The following is a 20,882-nucleotide window of genomic DNA, read 5'->3' as shown; positions in this document are numbered from 1 at the left end:
GTAGTCGGTCGAAGGAGGGTATGGCGCAACTGTCGGCGAGACGGGGTCGGAAGAACCAGATGAACCCATCGTGCCTGGAGCACGCATTTATGATTTGGTTCCGGTCCGCGAACTCCCATACGGGCCCGCAGCTCCATCGCTGCATCAGAGGCCGGACAGATGGCAGCATCCGACTACGTGGCGATATTCTTCAAAAACCGCTTGCATCTCGCGGGGCGTCCACAGATGGGTTCACGGCCTAGCACTACTTTGGCAGATTTATTCACGCTGCTGCTTTCCGCCGATTTGTCTTCTACAGTACGGGCATCGCAGAGGTCGTGGTTGAACGATGAGATCGACGATGGCTTGGCGTACGGCCGGCAGGCTCGGCTGAGGCGGTGGACCGTTGATTCTTTTTTTTCCGCCCCGCTTGTGCGAGACGGCGATGCTGGAGGAATGCGTAAGCGATCATGGTCATGAGCGCATGACGATGAAGGCCCTGCCAGGATCGTCCCTCGAAGTGATCAAGCCCGAGCTCCTCTTCAACTGCTGGTGGGCCTGTTCGCAAATCCATCGTGCTTTGATCGTGGCAGCTAACGTGCGCAGCTTCGTCTTGGCCGGCAGATTGGCGAGATAATATTTCTTCTCTCCCGACGTCCTGTGTTCGCCGATAAGCCAGGCTTCGTCCCCCGGAAGATGCTGCTGGCCCATGTCCTTGATCCGCTGCGGAGGTCCATCGGCGGTCCGCACGCGAACCGCGGCGAAGCGAGCTTCCAGCCGGCCCTTGGTCCCGTTTCGCCAACTCACATTTTGCCACTTGGCATTGGCCAGCATGTCTTCGGCCGCCGTCGACAATACATCGGGAATGTGCCGCTTGCGGGGACGACCTCGACCGGCGACCGGCCAGATCAATTTAACCTCCACCGGATAAACCTTCTGGTGACGAGGGATACCGACGGCCCAAACCAGGCCGCGTGTCGTGAGCCCCTGACGGAACGGCGCGCTGAGGCCGTAACCGGCATCCGCCAGCACACAGCCAAAGCGCACACCGGAGGCGATGACGCGGTCAATCTCCGCCAAGGAGATCTCTGGCTTGGTCCGCGCTGCGCGGTGCTCGACTGGAACGCCCGCACGCTTCAAACGCACCGGATTGCTCGTCCAACTCTCGGGAACGAAGAGACGTAACGCCACCATGACCGGCACTTCACCCCGCGCAAGCGTCAGCGACACCAACGTTTGGCAATTGGCCGTCTTGCCGAGAGATGAGGCATATTGAGGAGCCACACCAACCGAACGATCGCCCTTCTTCGGCATCGCGGTGTCGTCAATGACCAGCACCGCATCACTGCCGCCAACGAGGCGATCGGCCTGAACCAGCAATTCCGACTCCAATGGCGCCGCATCCCAGACACCATCAGCGATGAAATGATGCAACTGGTCATAGTCGCCCGGTGCCAGCCGCGCCGCCATCGGCTGGACGCTCTTGCGATCGCCTGGTCCAATCAGTCCCGAGATATAAAGCGGACACATCCGTCGCCGGGCCTTGTGACCCAAGCGATCCAGGAATGGCTTGAGCCAGCGTCCAAGCTCGTCTTCCCACTTCGGTGTCGTGTTCACCATGGTCGGCCCTCCAAAAGCCGACCACCCATGAATCATTGAAAATCTGATTCGGGAATCCAGTTTCGCCGATCAATTGCAATAATCTGCCAAAGTAGTGCTAGGGACGCGCCTTTATCAAATTTCCGATTTCCATGACCGTGATGCCAGCCACGATCACGATCAAACCGACCATCTTGGTGATATCGGTTGGTCTTCTTGCCATGCCGAACAGACCGAACTGGTCAACCGCGGCAGAGGTTAGAAGCTGCGCAACCAAAATGAATGCGATGAAACTGGCCGCGCCAAGACGCGGGATAATGATTGTGGCGGACAATCCATAAAACCCGATGAGCAAGCCCGCGCCATAACTTATTGGAGGTGCTGATCCCAATTGCGCAATCGTCGGATGACCGTAGACCGGGAGAGCGAGTCCAAGGGCAACTAACGCTGCAATAGCGAACATGATTGCCGTTGCCGCGTACGGGTTACCGACGCTGCGAGCAACACCGCTATTTAACACCCCGATCAATGGGATGCCTGCGCCTGCCAGGAGAGACCATGCTGCAAAGATCAGATATGAACGCATTGGGGTTTCTCCTGCTCGCGAATTTCAATCGCGTCACTACAATCGACGATCCAGCGTGAACCAACGCGTCCGCTGTCACGTCCGCAACCCGGCCCATCCCGGACCTGCCATGCGCTTATGAATTCACGCCCTAGCCGCCGAGCGCGCTCAGCCGCGCCAGCGCGCTCTTCGCCAGCGAACGCGTGAGTTCGGCCGCCGGCATGTCGGTGCCCATCCCGATCGCCTGGCCCGCCCAGACATTGGTGAAATCGACCTTGCCGAGCTTTTCCGCGGCGGCCTTGAGCGGTCCGAGCGCGGTCGCTGCGTGCGGAAACGCCGGCGCATCCGCCGAGATCGGGCCGACTTCGCGCATGACGCGGTTGGCGACGCCGCGCGCGGGCCGCCCGGTCATCACGTTGGTGATAACAGTGGAATCGTCGCCCGACTGCGCAAACAGCGCGCGCGCCGGCGCACTCACTTTGGATTCCGGGCAGCGGAGATAGGCGCTGCCGATCTGCACGCCGGATGCACCGAGCGCAAACGCCGCCGCGATGCCGCGCCCGTCGGCGATGCCGCCGGCAGCGATGACAGGCACCTTCACGGCGTCGACCACCTGCGGCACCAGTGCGAACGTCCCGGGCTGCTCGTGGATGTTTTCGGTCAGGAACATGCCGCGATGACCGCCGGCTTCGGCGCCCTGCGCAATGATGACGTCGGCGCCATGCGCTTCCAGCCAGATCGCTTCCTTCACGATGGTCGCCGACGCCACTACGAGAGCGCCGGCCGCCTTGACGCGCTTCACCATGGCAGCATCAGGCAGACCGAAATGGAAACTGACGACCTCCGGCTTCAACTCCTCCACCAGTGCGCACATCGCCTCGTCGAATGGCGCGCGGTTGGCGGCATTGATGGGTGCTGCGGGATCGAGGCCCAGTTCAGCATAATAAGACGCGAGCCGCCGCTTCCATCCGGCTTCGCGCGCGGGATCGGCGTCAACAGGCGTGTGGCAGAAGAAGTTCAGGTTGACCGGCGCCGAGACACGCTGGCGCAGAATGCTCAACTGTTCGCGCGCCTTCTCGGCCGTGATCATTGCACACGGAAGCGAAGCCAATCCCCCGCCTTGCGCCACCGCGATAGCCAACTCATGGTCCATGATACCGGCCATCGGCGCCAACAGGATCGGAAACTCGGTCTTGAAGAGGTCGATAATCCGGCGATCTGGCCACATGGTTCTGCTCGCTTGATGGAATGAAGTTGATGCGGTTTACGCCGCCGACGAATTACGCTTTCCGCTCAGGATCTGGTCGGCCTCGGTGACGATCCTGTCAACGATTTCAGCCGCCGGTGGAATATCGTGGATCAGCCCTGCGGACTCACCGGCAAAGACGGCTGCGACATCGAAATTGCCAGCGGCTTTCGCCGCAGCATAGTCCACTGCAACCTGATCCGCCCGCTGCATCAACTCAATCTCGCGGCCCGTCCAGGTCCGCACATGCGCGTTGATCAGCGAGCGCGCGGTGAATGGTGCCGGCCACAGCAGTTTTCGCGACCAGTCGAACACCACGCCGCGTACAGTCTCACCGCTGTTGGCTGCGCATATCAACCGCTTCGCTTCGTCAGCGCCGTCTGCCTCGATGCTGGCATAGAAGCGCGTGCCCATCAGCACGCCGGACGCCCCCAGCATCAGCATCGCAGCCAACCCGCGCCCGTCGGCGAGGCCGCCGGCCGCGACAACCGGCACGCGCCCGGCCGCCAGATCCACGATCGCGGGCACGATGTCGATGGTGGTCCGCGAGGCGCCGTGTCCACCCGCTTCGGTTCCCTGCGCAATCAAGACGTCGGCGCCGGCCTCCAGCGCTTGCCGCGCCATTGCCTCGTCCTGGACCTGGCAGATCAAGAGCGCGCCCGATGACTTGATGCGCGGCGCAAACGGTTTGGGATCGCCGAACGATAACATGATGGCGCGCGGATTGGCCTTGAGCGCGATGTCGAGAAGTTCGGGTTTCTTCGCCAGACTCCAGGTGATGAAGCCGACGCCGAACGGCCCGGCGAAATCTTTCAGCTTCGCGGTCTCCGCTTCGAGCCGGGCGCGATCCCCATAGCCGCCGCCAAGGATGCCAAAGCCACCGGCTTCACCTACCGCCCGAGTCAGCCGGCTGCCGGAAATCGTGTCCATCGGCGCCAGCATCAGCGGATGCCGGATGCCCAGAAGTGCCGTCAAATCATTGGTGATCGGCATGCGTTCGCGCCCTCGTCTGGACACCGACCGTAGACCGAACTAACATTCTGGAATAGTGAATACTAGCGAATGCTGCCATCTCTAAAATGAAACGGAACTCGCCATGGAACTGAGCGATCTCCTGACCTTCTCAGTCGTGGCGCGGCTCGGTGGCATCACCCGCGCCGCCAACGAACTCAACACGGTGCAATCCAACGTCACGCAACGGGTGAAAGCGCTGGAAGCCGAGATCGGCACCGCTCTGTTCGAGCGGCACAGCCGCGGCATGACCTTGACCGGCGCCGGCCGCCGCTTGCTGCCCTATGCGCAGCGGATGGCCGCACTCTCGCGCGAAGCGATGCTGGCCGCGCGCGACGATGGCGAACCGAAGGGGCCGCTCTCGATCGGCTCGATGGAGACGACGGCGGCCGTGCGGCTGCCTGCCCTGCTGGCCGAATTCCACCGCCGCTTCCCGGCGGTTCGCCTGAGCCTGCGGACGTCGACGACCGCAGACCTCGTCGCCGGTGTGCTCGACGGCAGCCTCGACGGCGCCTTCGTCGCCGGTCCGATCGAGCATGCCGAACTCACTTCCCAGATCGCGTTCCGGGAAGAACTGGTGCTGGTTTCGGCGCGGCGTTGGCAAAATCTCAAGGCGCTGCGCGCCGGCACGCCGGAATCCGGCCCCACCGCATTGGTGTTCCGCACCGGCTGCACCTACCGGCAACGGCTCGAGCAGGTGTTTACGGAATTCGGCTGGCCGTCGGCGGCGCGCTTCGAGCTCGGCACCCTCGACGGCATGATCGGCTGCGTCGCCGCCGACATGGGCGTCACCATGCTACCGCGCGCCGTGGTCGGGCGAAACGAAACCGTCACCGTCCACACGCTGAGCCCGGTTCAATCGCGGGTCGATACGCTGTTCATCACGCGCCGCGCCGCGCACCAGTACAGCGCGTTGCAGGGTTTTGTCGCCTGCCTGGACAACAACGGCGCCGTCATCGCCGCCTGATGAACCAGCGCCGCAACGCGACACCGGCCCAGATCGCCTCGACCAGCCCGAACGGCCAGGCGCCCTGCCAAAATCCGTAAATCGAGCCAAGCCCGCACGAAACCGCAAAGCCGAGGATAAACCAGTGGCTGCGGTCCTCCAGCGCGTAGGCCACCAGCATCGCCGTGACCGCGAACAATCCAAATAGTGTCAGCGCATCCATTGCACTCTTTCTTAGCCTTGCTCTTTTGTAGACTCGGCGCCGCGTGTTAAGCGGGGCCATGCCTGCCCTCATCCTACCCCTGATCGAAGCCGCGACGCACTGGCCCGAGCGCGGCGCGCTTGTCGGTCTCGATCTCGGCACCAAGACCATCGGCGTTGCGGTGTCCAATCCTGACCGCAGGCTCGCCACCGGCGTCGAGACCATCCAGCGCAAGGCCTTCAAGGCCGATGCGGCGCGGTTACTCGCCATCGCCGGCGAGCGCAATGCGGTCGGCTTCGTGCTCGGCCTGCCCATCAATATGGACGGCAGCGAAGGGCCGCGCGCGCAATCGACCCGCGCCTTTGCGCGGAATTTTTCCAAACTCACCGACCTTGCGCTGGCGCTGTGGGACGAGCGGCTTTCCACCGTCGCGGTCGAGCGCGAACTGATCGGCATGGACATGAGCCGCGCCCGCCGCGCCGAGGTGATCGACGAGCACGCCGCGATCTTCATCCTGCAGGGCGCGCTGGACCGGCTGGCCACGTTGCGCGGGGATCGCTGACGATGGCGGTGGTGATCGCGGCGCTGCTGCCGGTATTCTTGCTGATCGTACTCGGCTTCATCCTGAAGCGCAGCCTGATGCGGCTGGAGACGCAGTGGCACGGGCTGGAACGGCTGACCTATTACGTGCTGTTTCCGGTGCTGCTGGTGCAGACGCTGGTGAAGGCCGACCTGACCAAGGTGCCGGTCGCCGGTGTCGGCGGCGCGCTGTTGCTGTCGGCGCTCGCGATGTCGCTGTTGTGCCTGGCGCTGCGGCCCCTGCTCGCGCGTTTCGCCGTTGACGGCCCGGCCTTCACCTCGATCTTCCAGGGTGCCACGCGCTGGCAGACCTATGTGGCGCTGGCCGTCTCCGGCAATCTGTTCGGCGATGTCGGACTGGCGCTGGCGTCGGTGGCGATGGTGGCGATCATTCCGCTGGTCAACGTGTTCAGCGTCGCGGTGCTGGCGCATTACGCCTCGCCCGAAAAACGCTCGGTTGGCTCGATCGCAATGACCGTGGTGCGCAATCCCCTGATCTGGGCCTGCGTGATCGGCCTCGTGCTCAACGTCACCCACATCCCGCTGCCCAAACTCTGGCATGAGGTCGCCGACGCGCTCGGCCGCTCGTCGCTCGCCATCGGCCTCCTCGTCACCGGCGCCGGGCTGCATCTCGAAGGCATGTTTCGCCCGAGCCTTGCCGCTTCCGTCGCGGTGTTCCTGAAACTGGTGCTGATGCCCGTGATCGGGGTGGCGCTGGCGCTGCAATTTGGGTTGACCGGGTCCAACCTCGCGATCGTGACCGCCTGTTCGGCCGTGCCGGCCTCGTCGAGCGCCTATGTGCTGGCCCGCCAGATGGGCGGCGATGCGCCGCTGCTGGCGCAGATCATCACGCTGCAGACCATTTTGGCGGCGATCACCATGCCGGTCGCGATTGCGCTGGCGGCATGGTTCTAGGGGCCGATGCACCAAGGCGCATAGGCCGAGTTGATTGGTGTCGGTCAATTTCCGCTATGACCCGGTAGCGACCACAGTCCGTACCGCAGCGGAATGAGGCGATGCGCCACAAGCTGACCTACCGGCTACGACGTCTATTTGGTTTCGAACAGACTGCTAAAGCTGGCTGTTGCCGTCGCTATGTCTTGCCGCCTGACATCTATGCGCGTTCGTTCCCACAGTCGTTTGAAGGAGATCGTCACTTTGTCCGGATTTGATCGAGCACGACAGTCCGTCTTCCACGATAAATCGTCGAGCTTAATTTCTACCAATTCTCGATGATCATACGCGCGCTCGATTGATCGGAAGATTTGCTTGGTATCATCGATTGAGAGCGTCATCGACATCATGACTTCGGAGCCCCCGGCCCCCACAGACATCAACTTCACTTCCGCCTCTGGGACTGACACAAGGAAGTATACTCCTTGCGCCAAGTCGATTTTTTTGAAGGTGCTGAGATACGATGATCTCCGCGACAGGGACTCGGAAATTTCATTTTGCAAGAACCCCATAAGCGTCCGCAGGAAAATTGAAATCAGCAATGGTGGCATGGCGTCATCGTAGCAACCTCATCGCGATCTTCAAGCGGCTCGCGACCCGTTATGACACGCTCGCAGCGAATCATCTGACACAGTCCAACTTGCATTTGGCCGCGTGCCAGCGAGTCCGCGCCCTAGTTGCCGGCAAGCCAGAACGTCTGCACGGTCGCCGCAAAGTTGTTGAGGCCGTGAATGACGATGGTCAGCCAGGTCGATCCGCTGCGGTAGCGCAGGTAGCCGAGCAGCAGGCCGATGCAAAACACCTCGCCGAAGAAGAACCAGTCGTACTGCAGATGCAGCGACGTCCAGGCCAGCGACGACAGCACGATGGCGCCGGGAACGCCGAGCCGCGATTCCGCCCAGCCGCGATAGAGAAAGCCGCGCGCGAAAATCTCCTCCGACATCGGCGCCGCGACGCAGAACGCGATCGCGAGCAGCCATAGCGCGCCGTCGGCTTGCGCCGATTTCAGTACGTCGCCCATGAAGCCCGGCGTTACCTCGCGACCGAGCGCGCGCGACACCATATCCCAGCCGCCGACCAGCACGGCGAGCGCGATAACGCCGAGCAGGAAATTGCCCCACGAGGTCCAGCGCAACCCGAGATAATCGGCAAACGGCGTGCGGCTCGGACGGATCGCGATCCAGGCCGCGATCATCACCGCCGGCAATCCCATGATGACCGACAGCGAGATCGTCAGTCCCCCGCCGACCACATGGATCGCGGACGCAACATCCATCGTGCCACCCTGCCGCGCCCAGAAATACACGATCACAGCGAGCTGGCCGACGAACATCCCGGCAAAGATGAACAGGCCCCACAGCGCCGTTCCCCAGAATTTCCAGATCCGCGGCGGGCGCTCGGCGGATATAACGATGAGGGGCGGGCTTTCGGGATTGAGGGAATCCATCAAATGACTTCCATTTCAGTCGGTGGCGTCACGGCAACGCCCGTTCCAGCAAGGCGCTGACATCGCCGCCTGCCAGGTCGACGGCGCCGTACATGCTGGCGTGATTCCCGGCAAGACGCGTCACCGCAAACAGTTCCGCTTGACGAGGCGACACGGCGTTGAGCGCGGCGCAGGCGGCAAGCAGCGCCAGCTTCTCGACGGCGAGCCGCGCCACGCGCTCGCCGTCGGCGCGACGAAACGCCTTGCCGATGAAGGCGACCGCTTCGGCCGCACCGGACAGACCCTGCGTTTGTTCGGCCAGATCGCGCAGCACCGTCAGCGCCGCGTCGGCCTCGCGCGACAGCGCGCGGAGCACGTCGAGGCACATCACATTGCCCGAGCCTTCCCAGATCGCGTTGACCGGTGACTCCCGGTAATGCCGCGCCAGAATGCCCTCCTCGACATAGCCATTGCCGCCGAGGCACTCCATCGCCTCGTAGAGAAAGCCCGGCGCGCTCTTGCAGACCCAGTATTTGATCGCCGGCGTCAGCAGCCGCATATAGGCGGCCTCCGCGGCGTCAGCGGGCGCCCGGTCGAAGGCGCGGCACAGCCGCATCACGAGCGCAATCGAGGCCTCGACATGCAGCGCCATGTCCGACAGCACCGCCTGCATCAACGGCTGATCGGCCAGATGCTTCTGGAACACGCTGCGGTGGCGCGCATGATGCAGCGCATGCGCCAGTCCGGACCGCATCAGGCCGGCGGAGGCGATCGCGCAATCCTGCCGCGTCAGCTGCACCATCTGGATGATGGTGCGGATGCCCTTGCCCTCGGCGCCGACGCGCTCGGCATAGGCGCCGGTGAATTCGACTTCGGAGGAGGCATTGGAGCGGTTGCCGAGCTTGTCCTTCAACCGCTGAAACCGGATCGCGTTGATCGACCCGTCAGGCGCAAAGCGCGGCATCAGGAAACAGCTCAGTCCATCGTCGGCCTGCGCCAGCACCAGAAAGGCGTCGCACATCGGCGCCGACATGAACCATTTGTGCCCGGTGATCCGGTAGGCGCTGCCGTCGCGCACCGCCCGCGTCATGTTGGAACGAACGTCGGTGCCGCCCTGCTTCTCGGTCATGCCCATGCCGAGCGTCATGCCGCGCTTGGTCCACCACGGTGCGAAAGCAGGATCGTAGGCCCGCGTTGCCAATACCGGCATCACCCTCGCGAGCAGATCCGGCTGCTCCGCCAGCGCCGCGACCGCGGCGCGCGTCATCGTGATCGGACAGAGATGCCCGGTCTCGACCTGGGCGGCCATGTAGAACCTGGCGGCGCGGATCACTTCCGACGCACCACCGGCGGGCTGGCCCTCCGCGTTCCAGGTTGAATTGTGCACGCCGGCATGCGCCGAATGCGCCATCAACTCGTGATAGGCCGGATGAAACTCGACCTCGTCGCGACGGTTGCCCCTGGCATCGAAGGTCCGCAGTTTCGGCGTGTTCTCGTTGGCGATGCGGCCCCGCTCGGCCATCGCGGCCGAACCCCAATGCCGGCCGAAATCGGACAGTTCGTCCCGCGCCGACGCGCCGCCATTGGCGGCTACCGCGTCCACCAGCGGCCGGTCCACGGCATACAGGTCGACGTCTTCGAACGGCGGCGACTGGTTGAAGACCTCGTGGGTCGCGAAAGATGCCTGGCTCATGGGGTCCTGACGATCCGGAATCAATTGTGTCGCGGAATCGGGAAATCATAGGCCTGCCCGCCCGCCCCCGGCAGCGAAAAGTGCCACCACTCTTTCGAATAGTTCACAAAGCCTTGCTTCATCATCGCAGCGACCAGCAGGTTGCGCCATTTGCGCTGCGCCGGCGTGATTTGCGATGCCGACGTGTGCGCCTTCGCGTCGGAACAGTCGTAGCCGGTGCCCATGTCGACGCTGCCCTCGGGGGCGCGCGCCTCTGCAGGCGCCGTGCAGTCGGCATAGGCTCTGGCTGGATCGAGCCGGGCCGAATTGTCGGCGGCAAGGTCGACCAGCGTGAGATCCAGCGCGGCGCCGGTGGAATGACCGGAACGCTCGGCGATATAGCCGAGCCGGAACAGTTCCTGCTTGCTGAAGGCGGGGTTATAGCGCCGCTCGGCCGGCGTCTCCCGGCCGTTCTGCGCCCACAGCACCATGTCGTGGGAGGCGCGCGCCGGCCGGTAGCAGTCGAACATTTTTAGCGACAGCTTCTGCCTGGCAAGGTCCTGCTGGATCGCCTTGAGGGCCAGTCCGACCTCGCGCTTCACCACGCATTCGCCGGCCCCGTAGCCCGCCAGCGGCCGGCCCATGAAATTGTTCGCGCCGGCGTAGCGGATGTCCTGGATGATGGTCGGATCGATATCCCGGAGGTACAAGAAGCCGCCCGGCAGGCTTTGCGCGGCGGCCTGAGAGACCGAGGCAACGACCACAAGCGCGAAAACAATTGCCTTCAAGATACGTCCCCCGCCGTCATGGCCGGCATAGCCGTCCGAAGGACGGCGTCGCTTCCGCTCGCCTATGTCCCGGCCATCCACGTCTTTTTTGAGGTTAATTGTAGCGAAGACGTGGATGCCCGCGACAAGCGCGGGCATGACGAGGGTTGGACAGACCGGGGGATAACTCGGAACCGCTTTATTCGCGCTTGCCCCGCATGGCATCTCTGCCTATAGCTCTCGCTTTAATGACCCCTGTATCGAAATCGACCTTCGTCCTCGGTCACCGGCATCTGCTGGGAATCGAGGGGCTTTCCGCTGCCGATATTACCGGCCTGCTCGACCTTTCCGAGGAATATGTCGAGCTCAACCGCCAGGTGGACAAAAAGCGCACATCCCTGCGCGGTCGCACCCAGGTGAACCTGTTCTTCGAGGCCTCGACCCGTACCCAGTCCTCGTTCGAGCTGGCCGGCAAACGGCTCGGCGCCGACGTCATGAACATGTCGGTGTCATCGTCCTCGATCCGCAAGGGCGAGACGCTGATGGACACGGCGGTGACGCTCAACGCCATGCACCCCGACATCCTGGTGGTGCGTCACCACGCCTCCGGCGCGGTGGAACTGCTGGCGCGCAAGGTTGACGGTTCCGTGATCAACGCCGGCGACGGCAGCCACGAGCATCCGACCCAGGCGCTGCTGGACGCGCTGACCATCCGCCGCAACAAGGGCCGGCTGGAAGGCCTTGTCATCGCGATCTGCGGCGACGTGATGCATTCCCGCGTCGCCCGCTCCAATATCCTGCTGCTCAACACCATGGGCGCCCGCGTCCGCGTTGTGGCGCCCTCCACGCTGCTGCCGCGCGGCATCGAGCGGATGGGCGTCGAGGTGGCGCGCGACATGCGCGAGGGCCTCAACGGCGCCGACATCGTCATGATGCTGCGGCTGCAGCGCGAACGCATGAACGGCTCGTTCGTGCCCTCCACCGGCGAGTATTTCCATTATTTCGGTCTCGACCAGAAGAAGCTCGCTTACGCCAAGCCCGATGCGCTGGTGATGCACCCCGGGCCGATGAACCGCGGCGTGGAGATCGACTCGATCGTGGCGGACGGCGCGCAATCGCTGATCCGCGAACAGGTGGAAATGGGAGTGGCGGTGCGGATGGCGGTGCTCGAAGCGCTCGCCCGCAACCTGCCGAACGCTTAAGATCATGCTGACAGACCGCCGCCCGATCCTGCTCGCCAATGCCCGCGTCGTCGATCCCTCCAGGGATTTCGACGGTCCCGGCGACGTCCTCATTGCCGATGGCATCATCCGCGACTCCAGGCGCGGCATCGGCGCCGCCGGGGTGCCTGAGGGTACCGACATCATCAATTGCGCCGGTAAGATCGTGGCCCCCGGCCTGGTCGACATGCGCGCCTTTGTCGGCGAGCCCGGCGCCAGCCACCGTGAGACCTTTGCTTCGGCGAGCCTGGCGGCGGCCGCGGGCGGCATCACCACCATCATCTGCCAGCCCGACACCTCGCCCGTCATCGACAATTCGGCCACCGTCGATTTCGTGCTGCGCCGCGCCCGCGACACCGCGATCGTCAACATTCACCCGATGGCGGCACTCACCAAGGGCATGCGCGGCGAGGAAATGACCGAGATCGGCCTGCTGAAGGCCGCCGGCGCCGTGGCCTTCACCGATGGCGACCGCAGCGTCACCAACGCGCAGGTGATGCGCCGGGCGCTGACCTATGCGCGCGATTTCGACGCGCTGATCGTGCACCACACCGAAGACCCTGACCTGGTCGGCGAAGGCGTGATGAACGAGGGCGAATTCGCCACGCGACTGGGACTGGTCGGCATTCCCAATGCCGCCGAAGCCGTCATGCTGGAGCGCGACATGCGGCTCGTGGCACTGACCGGCGGGCGCTATCATGCGGCCTCGCTGAGCTGCGTCGAGTCGCTGGAAATCCTCAAACGGGCCCGCGATGCCGGCCTCGACGTCAGCGCGTCGGCGTCGATCAACCATGTGACGCTGAACGAAAACGACATCGGCCCCTACCGGACGTTCCTGAAACTGTCGCCGCCGCTGCGCAGCGAGGACGACCGCCTGGCGCTGGTCGCAGCGGTTGCCTCCGGACTGATCGACGTCGTGATGTCCGATCACAACCCGCAGGACGTCGAGGTGAAGCGGCTGCCGTTCGCGGAAGCAGCCAGCGGCGCGGTCGGCCTGCAGACCATGCTGCCGGCAGCGTTGCGGCTCATTCACAACGGCGAGATGGATTTCAAGACGCTGATCCGGGCGATGTCGACCCGGCCGGCCGAACTGCTCGGCCTGCCCGGCGGCACGCTGCGCGCGGGATCGCCGGCCGACCTCATCGTGATCGACCCCGATACGCCCTGGGTGCTCGATCCCGCCGACCTCAAATCGCAATGCAAAAATACCCCATTCGACGAAGCCCGCTTCTCCGGCCGCGTCGTGCGTACTATCGTGGGCGGACGGACGGTCTATGAGCATGTCTAGCAAAGCGTTTTCAAGCGAAGTGGGCACCGGTTCGCGTCAAGAAAACGCGTCAAACAGAGTCTTCGATGCGCGGGAAATTTGTAGCGACGGGAGCAACGGCAATGACGTCTGACGCGTTTCTCGTCGTCGCGTTCGGGTTCGGCTATCTGCTCGGCTCGATCCCGTTCGGGCTGGTGCTGACCAAACTCGCCGGCACGCAGGATCTGCGCTCGATCGGCTCCGGCAGTATCGGCGCCACCAACGTGCTGCGCACCGGCAGCAAGGGCCTCGCCGCCGCAACCCTGATCGGCGATGCGCTGAAGGGTACGATCGCGGTGGTCATCATGGGCTATTACGCCGGCCCCGATGCCGCGATACTGGCAGCGCTCGGCGCCTTTCTCGGCCATCTGTTTCCGGTCTGGCTCAAATTCAACGGCGGCAAAGGTGTCGCGACCTATATCGGCGTGCTGATCGGGCTGTTCTGGCCGGCCGCCGTCGTGTTCTGCCTGATGTGGCTCGCCGTCGCTTTCGCCGCCCGCTACTCGTCGCTGGCAGGGCTGGTTGCGGCCTTCGTGACGCCGCTGTTCCTGTGGTGGTTTGGTCAACCGGTGCTGGCGTCCCTGTGTGTCGTGATGACCTTGCTGTTGTTCTACAAGCACCGCGAAAACATCAAGCGGTTGCAGGCGGGCACGGAAAGCAAGATCGGGGCGAAGTAGAAGTTTTCGTAGCCCGGATGAGCGCAGCGATATCCGGGGCCGCCGTCAAATTAGTCCCGGATGTCGCTTCGCTCATCCGGGCTACTTCAGCGCCTGCTCGACAAACCGCGCCGCCGCCAATGCTTCGGCATCTGCGCTGTATCGTGCGATGACCTGCACGCCGACCGGCAGTCCGCCATCCGCAACATGCGCGGGAATGTTGACGCAGGGCACGCCCATCAGCGTCCACAGCCGGTTGTAGCGGGCGTCGCCCGTCGAGCCCAATCCCTTTGGTGCAGCACCCGGCGCGGACAGGGTCAGCAGCACGTCGACGTCCTCGAACACCTGTGCCAGCGCGTGTCGCGCGCGGCGCGCAATTCGCAAGGCCTCGTCATAGGCAGCCGGCAGCGTGCCCTTGCTTTCGTCGAGCCGCCCGCGAATGAGCGGCGCCATCGCGTCGTAATTTTCGCGGTACTCCCAGGCCAGCGCCTGATGCGCCTCGAATTCCTGTAGCACCGGGTGCACGCGCCACGCTTCGGCAACGATCTCGGGCAGTTCCAGCGCACGCGCCGTCGCTCCGGCGCGCTCAGTGGCCCTGGTTGCGATCCGCAGCGCCTCGCCGCCGGATGCTTCCGGCGCGCCGGCGAAATCCTGCGTCACGATGCCGATGCGCGGCGTCGGCACGGACGCCTGCGGTAGCAATTCGGGCCGCCCGGTCATGGCGGCAAGCCCGTGCGCGACGTCGCTCACACCGGCGGCAAACAGGCCAACCGTATCCAGCGTCCACGAATAGCATTTGACGCCGACCGTCGGCAGCAGGCGATAGGATGGCTTGATCGCAGCCACGCCGCAGAACGACGCCGGGCGGATCACCGAGCCGCCGGTCTGCGTTCCCAGCGCCAGCGGGATCATGCCGGCCGCAACCGCCGCCGCCGAGCCCGATGAGGATCCTCCGGGCGTGTGGCCGTGGTTATGCGGATTGAGCGTCGCGGTCGGATCGGTTGAGGCGAATGCCGTGGTCGTGGTCTTGCCGACGATGCTGGCGCCGGCCTGCTTCAGCATCATCACCACGGCCGCATCGCCGCGCGGCCGGTGTCCGCGGTAGATCGGCGAGCCCATCTCGGTCGGGAAATCCGCGGTGTCCATGATGTCCTTGATGCCGACCGCGATGCCGCGCAGCGGGCCGGCGCTCGCCGCGCGCACGCTATCGGCACGGCAGACGAAGGCGCCGATGGTCTTGTCCTGCGCGCCGATCGCTGCCAGAGATTGAGCAATCGCCGCGTCGGCGGAGAGTTCGCCGGCGGCGATGCGGCGTTGAAGATCGGCGAGCGAGATCATGGATGGCGTTCCTTTTACTTTTGATCGCAGCGGCTGGATGCAATATGATTGCCTCGCCGCTGTCAAAATCGTCCGCGCGAGCCCGTGATGCAGCTTGAATCCACCCTGACCTGTCCGCAATGCAGCCATCAGGCCGTTGAGCAAATGCCAACAAACGCCTGCCAGTTCTTCTATGTCTGCAAGGGCTGCGGCGAGAAACTGAAGCCACTCGCGGGTGATTGCTGCGTGTTCTGTTCATTCGGCTCCGTGCCGTGTCCCCCTGTCCAGGAAAGCGGAAAAAGCGCCTGTTGCAGCTGAGACGCCGAGACGCTTCGCCTCAAACAGGTTGATCGCAATCTCCGGTTGGGCAAAGCTGGACCTGCATGCACGACCGCACACTAGGCCCCTGCTACCTCACCGAAGCCGACCGGATCGACCGGCTGCGGCTGATCCGGTCCGACAATGTCGGCCCGCGGACATTTCGCTCGCTGCTGAACCATTTCGGCGACGCGCGTACCGCGCTGGAACGCCTGCCCGATCTGGCGCGACGCGGAGGGGCAGCGCGTAGCGGGCGCATCTGCAGCGAAGAGGATGCGCGCGCTGAACTTGCGGCGGCGAAGAGAATTGGCGTCTCGCTGGTCGCCCCCGGCGAAGCCGCCTATCCGCCACGGCTGGCGACACTCGACGACGCGCCTCCCCTGCTCGGCGTGCGCGTGCGCGGTTCGCCCGACGTCCTCATAAGGCCGATGATCGCGATCGTCGGCTCCCGCAACGCCTCCGGCGCCGGACTGAAATTCGCCAGCCAACTGGCGCACGATCTCGGCGACGCCGGCTTTGTCGTCATTTCCGGACTGGCGCGCGGCATCGATCAGGCCGCGCATCGCTCAACAATCCAGTGCGGCACGGTTGCGGTACTGGCCGGCGGCCATGACCGGATCTATCCGCCCGAGCACGAGGATCTGCTGGCCGCACTGCTCGATCACGGCGGCGCAATCTCTCCGAAATGCCGCTCGGCCACGTACCGCGCGCCCGCGATTTTCCACGCCGCAACCGGCTGATTTCGGGCGCCGCCCTCGGCGTCGTCGTGGTCGAGGCTGCCCATCGCTCGGGTTCGCTGATCACGGCGCGGATGGCTGCCGAACAGGGCCGCGAGGTTTTTGCCGTACCGGGCTCGCCGCTCGATCCGCGCGCCGCCGGCACCAACGACCTGATCAAGCAGGGTGCGACGCTGACCACGGAAGCCGCCGACGTCATCAACGCGGTAGCGCCGATCATGGAGCGGCCGATCACGTTTGGCGCAAACGAACCGGACAACGAGCCGCTCGATTTCGACGCCGGCGCCGGCGAACGCGCACGCATCACCGATCTGCTCGGGCCGAGCCCGGTCAGCCTCGACGATCTGATCCGGATGTCGGGCGCCTCGCCCACGATCGTGCGCACCGTGCTGCTCGAACTCGAGCTGGCCGGTCGGCTGGAGCGTCACGGCGGCGGGATGGTGTCGCTGATCCAGGGCGTGGACTCATCATAAATCTGCAGTGATCGGCGGAGCCCGCTTTGGTGCACACAACGGGTAGAGTCGAAGTGTGACGCGGTAGTTTTAGGTTCGAACATATCTGTTTCCGCCCCTTTCGTTTGGCGGTGCCTTACTGGTTCGACCATGGCCCCGTTTTCACACTCCGCTCATCGAACCGGACAGGCGGATTTCCCGCATCCGGCTCTCGGACAAAACGTCACGCCTTCACCCACGGCACGTCGTGCCCAAGCATGCTCAGCCGTACGAGCCCGAAGTGCCCGTAGAGATGCGGGAGTGGATAGGTCCCGCCCTTGCGTCGCCTGACCTTGTGCTTGATGCGCAACCACCGGCGCAACCGCATCGCGGTGTAGCTATCGAGTGCCCGATACGCCTTGCTGACAGTGCCTACTTGGAAGTAGTTCGACCATCCGCGCAGCGTGCGGTTCACCTTGCCCACCAGCTTTGTGGTTTCTTGCCATGTCCCCGTTCGGTCTGTCAGTGCGTGGATTTTCTCAACCATGCGCTTGATGCTCTTCTTCGATGGCCGGTATCCCAGGCGCGCCTGGCCGGTTCTCTCTGAGAACATCCGTCCGAACGTGTAGCCCAAGAAGTCGAACTCACCTTCCGGAACCCTGCAGATTCGTGTCTTCTCCTCGTTGACCGTGAGCTTCAGCTTGCTCATGATCTTGCGCAGTTGCTGCAAGGCTTCTTCGGCTTTGCCTCTCCGACACAGGATCACGAGATCGTCGGCGTAGGTCACGATACGAGAGCCGAGGCTTTGCTCCAACCCGAGCATATTCCATCCCAGCACAAACCGGCGCATGTAAATATTCGCCAGTAGTGGGGAGATGGGTGACCCTTGCGGGATGCCTCGCCGGTTGTCCCGGGCTTCGGTCGTGCGTGTCTTCCTTCCTCGATCATCGGTTTCTTCTACGGGGCATTCCAGCCACATCTTGATCAGATGCAGCACGCGCCGATCAACAATCCGGCGCGCTACCGACTTTAGTAGTTCGGCATGGGGGATGCTCCCGAAGTAGTCCGCGAGGTCGGCGTCAACGACTTCCGGATGGCCTCGGAACAGCAGCCGGTCCACCTCAATTACCGCCTGCTGGGCATTTCGCCCAGGACGGTACGCGTACTGTTCGGGTGGAAGGTCGGCTTCGAAGATCGGTTCCAGCACCAGCATCGCTGCCGTCATGCAGACCCGATCCCGCACGGTCGAGATGCCCAGCGGCCTGAGCTTGCCGTTGGCCTTCGGGATGAACACTCTTCTGATAGGATCCGGTCGGTAGCTTTCCTCCCGGAGCGCAAGCGCCAGTTCGCCAAGCCATCGCCCTACGCCATACGCATCGATATCCGCAAAGTCTTGACCGTCCACACCCGGTGCGCCCTTGTTGGAGCGGCACTGGGCATAGGCATGGGCCAGAATGTCCTCGCGGCTGATCTTGTCGTACAGGGCATAGAACCGATAGCCGGCTTCTGCCTTCGCTTTCGCGTGCAACGCCTTCTGCAGTTTCTGAACAGTTTTCGGAGTTGATAGGTTACCCAATCTCCAAATCCCTCACTACTTGTTGCGTCTGTCTTGAACTGAGGTCCCTTCCCTCCACCGGCGTTACCCGGCTTCAGCGGTACTGCGAACCTCTCCGCCACCCCAAGGCGCCCGACCTGTCCCTCGCGGGCGTTCGGTTGGTCATCGCTGGCCACGCCATGGGGCTTCCCGTGTTGCGTACGCTTTCCTTGTGTACATGCCGTCGCCACTACCCCGGCGCAGCGGCTGGGAGTATTAATTCGCTCTTGCACCCAACCGTATCAGCCTTCCCCGAAAGAGTGGTCGGGTCGGCCTGCGCATCGTCCTTTTCGAGGTTTGCTCGGCGTTTACTCGCGTTACGGCCTGCACACTCGCGCTGTCACCAATTCGTGACACGCATACCGAAGGCTTCAGCCACTTTGTTACCTCCATGACTGCTCCGGTTGCTTCCGGCTGGAGCGGTTGCCGGGTGGGACTTACACCCACTGGAAAGCGCCGCCTTTCCACGGCGCACACTCAAGTCGGACATCGCTCCATGTCCGAAAAGTGCCAACACGCGACATGACGGCAGCTAACTGCGGCGGCAAAAAGAAAAACCGCCCCTCCGAGAAAAGGGCGGTTTTTCCAACTGAGGTCATCGCCAGCCATGACGATGATGGCCATCGTCTGAGGCAGAATAATCAAGATTTCATTACTAGGTAGCCGACGAATCGCCCATTCAGAATTATTGCTTGGCTCAAGCTTTGCAGCAGGAAGGCACCTGTAAGTTTCGTGTAAGCTGAATCTGAAACTTTCCAGGCTGATCAGCAGCGTCGGCAACGGCAGCAGCTGGAACAACACTCTGCCGTACGTTTTCCTCGTGACCGACGGCGCACAAAACTATCAGACCCCAGTGGAAACTCGGCTGGTCGGGAAGCAACAGCCCGACGACCTTAGCCCCCTCGCTGTGCACGACGTTGAAGAACCGTGGTATCATCATTTCGGTGCTCTATATCCCTTACCAACCGATCCAAAATCCAACGACCTTTGCCAATTCCGAAGATTTCGACGCGAACGCCAATATCCCGTATATCCCGCCAGTTTTGCAGAACTGCACCTCGCCAAGTTTCTTTTTTACGGCGAACGCGCCCGCAGACATTACGAGCGCGTTGAACGCCATGTTTAATCAGGCATTGAAAACTGCCCGCATTACCAACTTCGCTCGAAAGCGCTGAAGTCAGTGATCGTCGTTACGCCCGTCGAATTTCGTCCGCGCGCTTTCGATCTCGACCCGGTGATCAAAGGCCCATTTGCCGAGTGCCTCGACCGGCTTCGACAGACCGCGGCCGAGATCGGTGAGTTCGTAATCGACGCGGGGTGGAATGGTCGGGAATACCGTTCGCGTCACCAGCCCATCCCGTTCGAGGCCGCGCAGCGTCAGCGTCAGCATCCGCTGCGAGATGCCGCTGATCATGCGCTTGATCTCGTTGAAGCGCCTTGGACCGTCGCCGAGCCTCATGATGACGAACACGCTCCATTTGTCGCCGACCCTGCCCAGGATCGAAGCGACGCCGCGGCAGTCGCTGTCCTGGTGCGGACTGGGCGGCGGGACAGGCACATGGGTGTGCTCGGGTTTCAAGACTGTGCTCGGGTTTCAAAAATGTGCGTTCTTGCGGGAAATATAGGTGGTCACTCATATAGCGCCAGTTACAAACATATACCAAGGGTGACACTTATGAAACTACTCCACATCGACTCCAGCGTGCTGGGCCCCCACTCCGTCAGCCGCCAGGTTTCCGCCGCCATCGTCGATCGCCTGCGCAAGGCGACCCCTCACCTCGACGTCAGCTACCGCGATCTGACGCTGACGCCACTGGCGCATCTCTCAGGATCTCATCTGGCCGCCGGTCAGGGCGCTGAGCCCGAAGCCGCGCTGCAGCAGGACCTTGCCGCCGGCCATGCTGTGCTGGAAGAATTTCTGGCCGCCGACATCGTCGTGCTCGGCGCGCCGATGTACAACTTTACGATTCCGAGCCAACTCAAGGCCTGGATCGACCGCATTCTGGTAGCGGGCAAGACATTCAAATACGGCGCCCAGGGCGTTGAAGGTCTCGCCGGCAACAAGCGCGTGATCGTTGCGATCTCGCGCGGCGGATTTTATGGCGCGGGTACGCCGGCCGCCGTCGGCGAACATCTGGAAACCTACCTGCGCTGGGTGTTCGGCTTTATCGGCGTGACCAATCCCGAATTCATTTCCGCCGACGGAATTGGGGTCGGTCCCGAGCATCGCGAGAAAGCGGTGGCGGATGCCTTGAGGGCTGCGGGCAGCCTCAACGCCGCGTAGCAGGACGCGCATCGTGTCGTCACCGCCTGCTGCTGCCTGACGACAGCGGCAGGCGGGTGTCACAAGGGGATTC

The 20,882-nt window shown here is 63.4% G+C and carries 21 protein-coding genes and 2 pseudogenes; 10 read left to right on the top strand and 13 right to left on the bottom strand.

Going from position 1 to position 20,882, the window contains the following annotated elements:
* Window positions 1–292: 292 nt before the first annotated feature.
* The 4 genes and pseudogenes from BLR13_RS34295 to BLR13_RS34280 form a co-directional block, all read right to left on the bottom strand.
* Window positions 293–1,599: pseudogene (locus tag BLR13_RS34295) on the bottom strand (IS701 family transposase).
* 97 nt (window positions 1,600–1,696) lie between these two features.
* Window positions 1,697–2,164: a DMT family transporter gene (locus BLR13_RS34290; protein ID WP_074814204.1), complete on the bottom strand. Its 468-nt coding sequence runs from the start codon at window positions 2,162–2,164 to the stop codon at window positions 1,697–1,699.
* Window positions 2,165–2,294: 130 nt separating this feature from the next.
* Entirely contained in the window at window positions 2,295–3,371 is a 1,077-nt protein-coding gene (locus tag BLR13_RS34285; protein ID WP_074814207.1) for an NAD(P)H-dependent flavin oxidoreductase, read from the bottom strand.
* Window positions 3,372–3,407: 36 nt separating this feature from the next.
* On the bottom strand, window positions 3,408–4,382 hold the full coding sequence (locus BLR13_RS34280; protein WP_074814210.1) for an NAD(P)H-dependent flavin oxidoreductase: 975 nt from the start codon (window positions 4,380–4,382) through the stop codon (window positions 3,408–3,410).
* A 103-nt stretch (window positions 4,383–4,485) separates the two neighbouring features.
* On the opposite strand from BLR13_RS34280, the gene BLR13_RS34275 reads away from it, so the two are divergent.
* Window positions 4,486–5,367, top strand: a complete 882-nt coding sequence (locus BLR13_RS34275; RefSeq protein ID WP_074814211.1) for a LysR family transcriptional regulator — start codon at window positions 4,486–4,488, stop codon at window positions 5,365–5,367.
* On the opposite strand, the gene BLR13_RS34270 is transcribed toward BLR13_RS34275, so the two are convergent.
* Window positions 5,354–5,569, bottom strand: coding sequence for a hypothetical protein (locus BLR13_RS34270; protein WP_074814214.1), 216 nt, complete (start codon window positions 5,567–5,569; stop codon window positions 5,354–5,356). The genes BLR13_RS34275 and BLR13_RS34270 overlap by 14 nt on opposite strands.
* Window positions 5,570–5,627: 58 nt before the next feature.
* On the opposite strand from BLR13_RS34270, the gene ruvX reads away from it, so the two are divergent.
* On the top strand, window positions 5,628–6,110 hold the full coding sequence (ruvX, locus tag BLR13_RS34265) for a Holliday junction resolvase RuvX (protein ID WP_074814216.1): 483 nt from the start codon (window positions 5,628–5,630) through the stop codon (window positions 6,108–6,110).
* A gap of 2 nt (window positions 6,111–6,112) precedes the next feature.
* The gene (locus BLR13_RS34260) at window positions 6,113–7,042 is read left to right on the top strand and encodes an AEC family transporter (RefSeq protein WP_074814219.1); all 930 of its coding nucleotides are present in this window, start codon (window positions 6,113–6,115) and stop codon (window positions 7,040–7,042) included.
* Between the two features lie 134 nt (window positions 7,043–7,176).
* On the opposite strand, the gene BLR13_RS34255 is transcribed toward BLR13_RS34260, so the two are convergent.
* The 4 genes from BLR13_RS34255 to BLR13_RS34240 form a co-directional block, all read right to left on the bottom strand.
* Complete coding sequence (locus tag BLR13_RS34255; protein ID WP_074814223.1) at window positions 7,177–7,632, bottom strand: hypothetical protein; 456 nt, start codon at window positions 7,630–7,632, stop codon at window positions 7,177–7,179.
* Between the two features lie 122 nt (window positions 7,633–7,754).
* Window positions 7,755–8,528 (bottom strand): CPBP family intramembrane glutamic endopeptidase, encoded by a 774-nt coding sequence (locus tag BLR13_RS34250; protein WP_074814226.1) that lies wholly within the window; start codon window positions 8,526–8,528, stop codon window positions 7,755–7,757.
* 28 nt (window positions 8,529–8,556) lie between these two features.
* Entirely contained in the window at window positions 8,557–10,200 is a 1,644-nt protein-coding gene (locus tag BLR13_RS34245; protein WP_074814229.1) for an acyl-CoA dehydrogenase family protein, read from the bottom strand.
* A 20-nt stretch (window positions 10,201–10,220) separates the two neighbouring features.
* A complete protein-coding gene (locus BLR13_RS34240; protein ID WP_074830705.1) occupies window positions 10,221–10,967 on the bottom strand; it encodes a M15 family metallopeptidase in 747 nt (248 codons plus the stop codon).
* Window positions 10,968–11,194: 227 nt separating this feature from the next.
* On the opposite strand from BLR13_RS34240, the gene BLR13_RS34235 reads away from it, so the two are divergent.
* The 3 genes from BLR13_RS34235 to plsY all read left to right on the top strand — a co-directional run bounded on the left by BLR13_RS34235 (window position 11,195) and on the right by plsY (window position 14,149).
* A complete protein-coding gene (locus tag BLR13_RS34235) occupies window positions 11,195–12,148 on the top strand; it encodes an aspartate carbamoyltransferase catalytic subunit (RefSeq protein ID WP_074814232.1) in 954 nt (317 codons plus the stop codon).
* A gap of 4 nt (window positions 12,149–12,152) precedes the next feature.
* Entirely contained in the window at window positions 12,153–13,454 is a 1,302-nt protein-coding gene (locus tag BLR13_RS34230; protein ID WP_074814235.1) for a dihydroorotase, read from the top strand.
* A gap of 101 nt (window positions 13,455–13,555) precedes the next feature.
* Window positions 13,556–14,149: a glycerol-3-phosphate 1-O-acyltransferase PlsY gene (plsY, locus tag BLR13_RS34225; protein WP_074814238.1), complete on the top strand. Its 594-nt coding sequence runs from the start codon at window positions 13,556–13,558 to the stop codon at window positions 14,147–14,149.
* An 81-nt stretch (window positions 14,150–14,230) separates the two neighbouring features.
* Here plsY and BLR13_RS34220 read toward each other — a convergent pair whose 3' ends face one another.
* Complete coding sequence (locus BLR13_RS34220) at window positions 14,231–15,466, bottom strand: amidase (RefSeq protein ID WP_074814240.1); 1,236 nt, start codon at window positions 15,464–15,466, stop codon at window positions 14,231–14,233.
* An 87-nt stretch (window positions 15,467–15,553) separates the two neighbouring features.
* Between BLR13_RS34220 and BLR13_RS42045 the strand changes: the two genes are divergently transcribed.
* Entirely contained in the window at window positions 15,554–15,763 is a 210-nt protein-coding gene (locus BLR13_RS42045) for a GDCCVxC domain-containing (seleno)protein (protein WP_079587372.1), read from the top strand.
* A gap of 65 nt (window positions 15,764–15,828) precedes the next feature.
* Window positions 15,829–16,973: pseudogene (dprA, locus tag BLR13_RS34210) on the top strand (DNA-processing protein DprA).
* 202 nt (window positions 16,974–17,175) lie between these two features.
* Here dprA and ltrA read toward each other — a convergent pair.
* Window positions 17,176–18,507, bottom strand: a complete 1,332-nt coding sequence (gene ltrA / locus BLR13_RS34205; RefSeq protein WP_143039567.1) for a group II intron reverse transcriptase/maturase — start codon at window positions 18,505–18,507, stop codon at window positions 17,176–17,178.
* Window positions 18,508–19,002: 495 nt separating this feature from the next.
* On the bottom strand, window positions 19,003–19,326 hold the full coding sequence (locus BLR13_RS40770) for a hypothetical protein (protein ID WP_083387517.1): 324 nt from the start codon (window positions 19,324–19,326) through the stop codon (window positions 19,003–19,005).
* 116 nt (window positions 19,327–19,442) lie between these two features.
* Between BLR13_RS40770 and BLR13_RS42480 the strand changes: the two genes are divergently transcribed.
* Entirely contained in the window at window positions 19,443–19,700 is a 258-nt protein-coding gene (locus BLR13_RS42480; protein ID WP_197679500.1) for a hypothetical protein, read from the top strand.
* Window positions 19,701–19,702: 2 nt separating this feature from the next.
* Here BLR13_RS42480 and BLR13_RS34195 read toward each other — a convergent pair whose 3' ends face one another.
* On the bottom strand, window positions 19,703–20,104 hold the full coding sequence (locus BLR13_RS34195; protein WP_074814247.1) for a winged helix-turn-helix transcriptional regulator: 402 nt from the start codon (window positions 20,102–20,104) through the stop codon (window positions 19,703–19,705).
* A 96-nt stretch (window positions 20,105–20,200) separates the two neighbouring features.
* Between BLR13_RS34195 and BLR13_RS34190 the strand changes: the two genes are divergently transcribed.
* Entirely contained in the window at window positions 20,201–20,809 is a 609-nt protein-coding gene (locus tag BLR13_RS34190) for an FMN-dependent NADH-azoreductase (protein WP_074814250.1), read from the top strand.
* Window positions 20,810–20,882 lie beyond the last annotated feature (73 nt).

Source organism: Bradyrhizobium ottawaense (genome assembly GCF_900099825.1).
In the GTDB taxonomy this organism is placed as follows: Bacteria; Pseudomonadota; Alphaproteobacteria; order Rhizobiales; family Xanthobacteraceae; genus Bradyrhizobium; species Bradyrhizobium ottawaense_A.
This window is presented reverse-complemented; position numbering and strand designations above follow the sequence as displayed.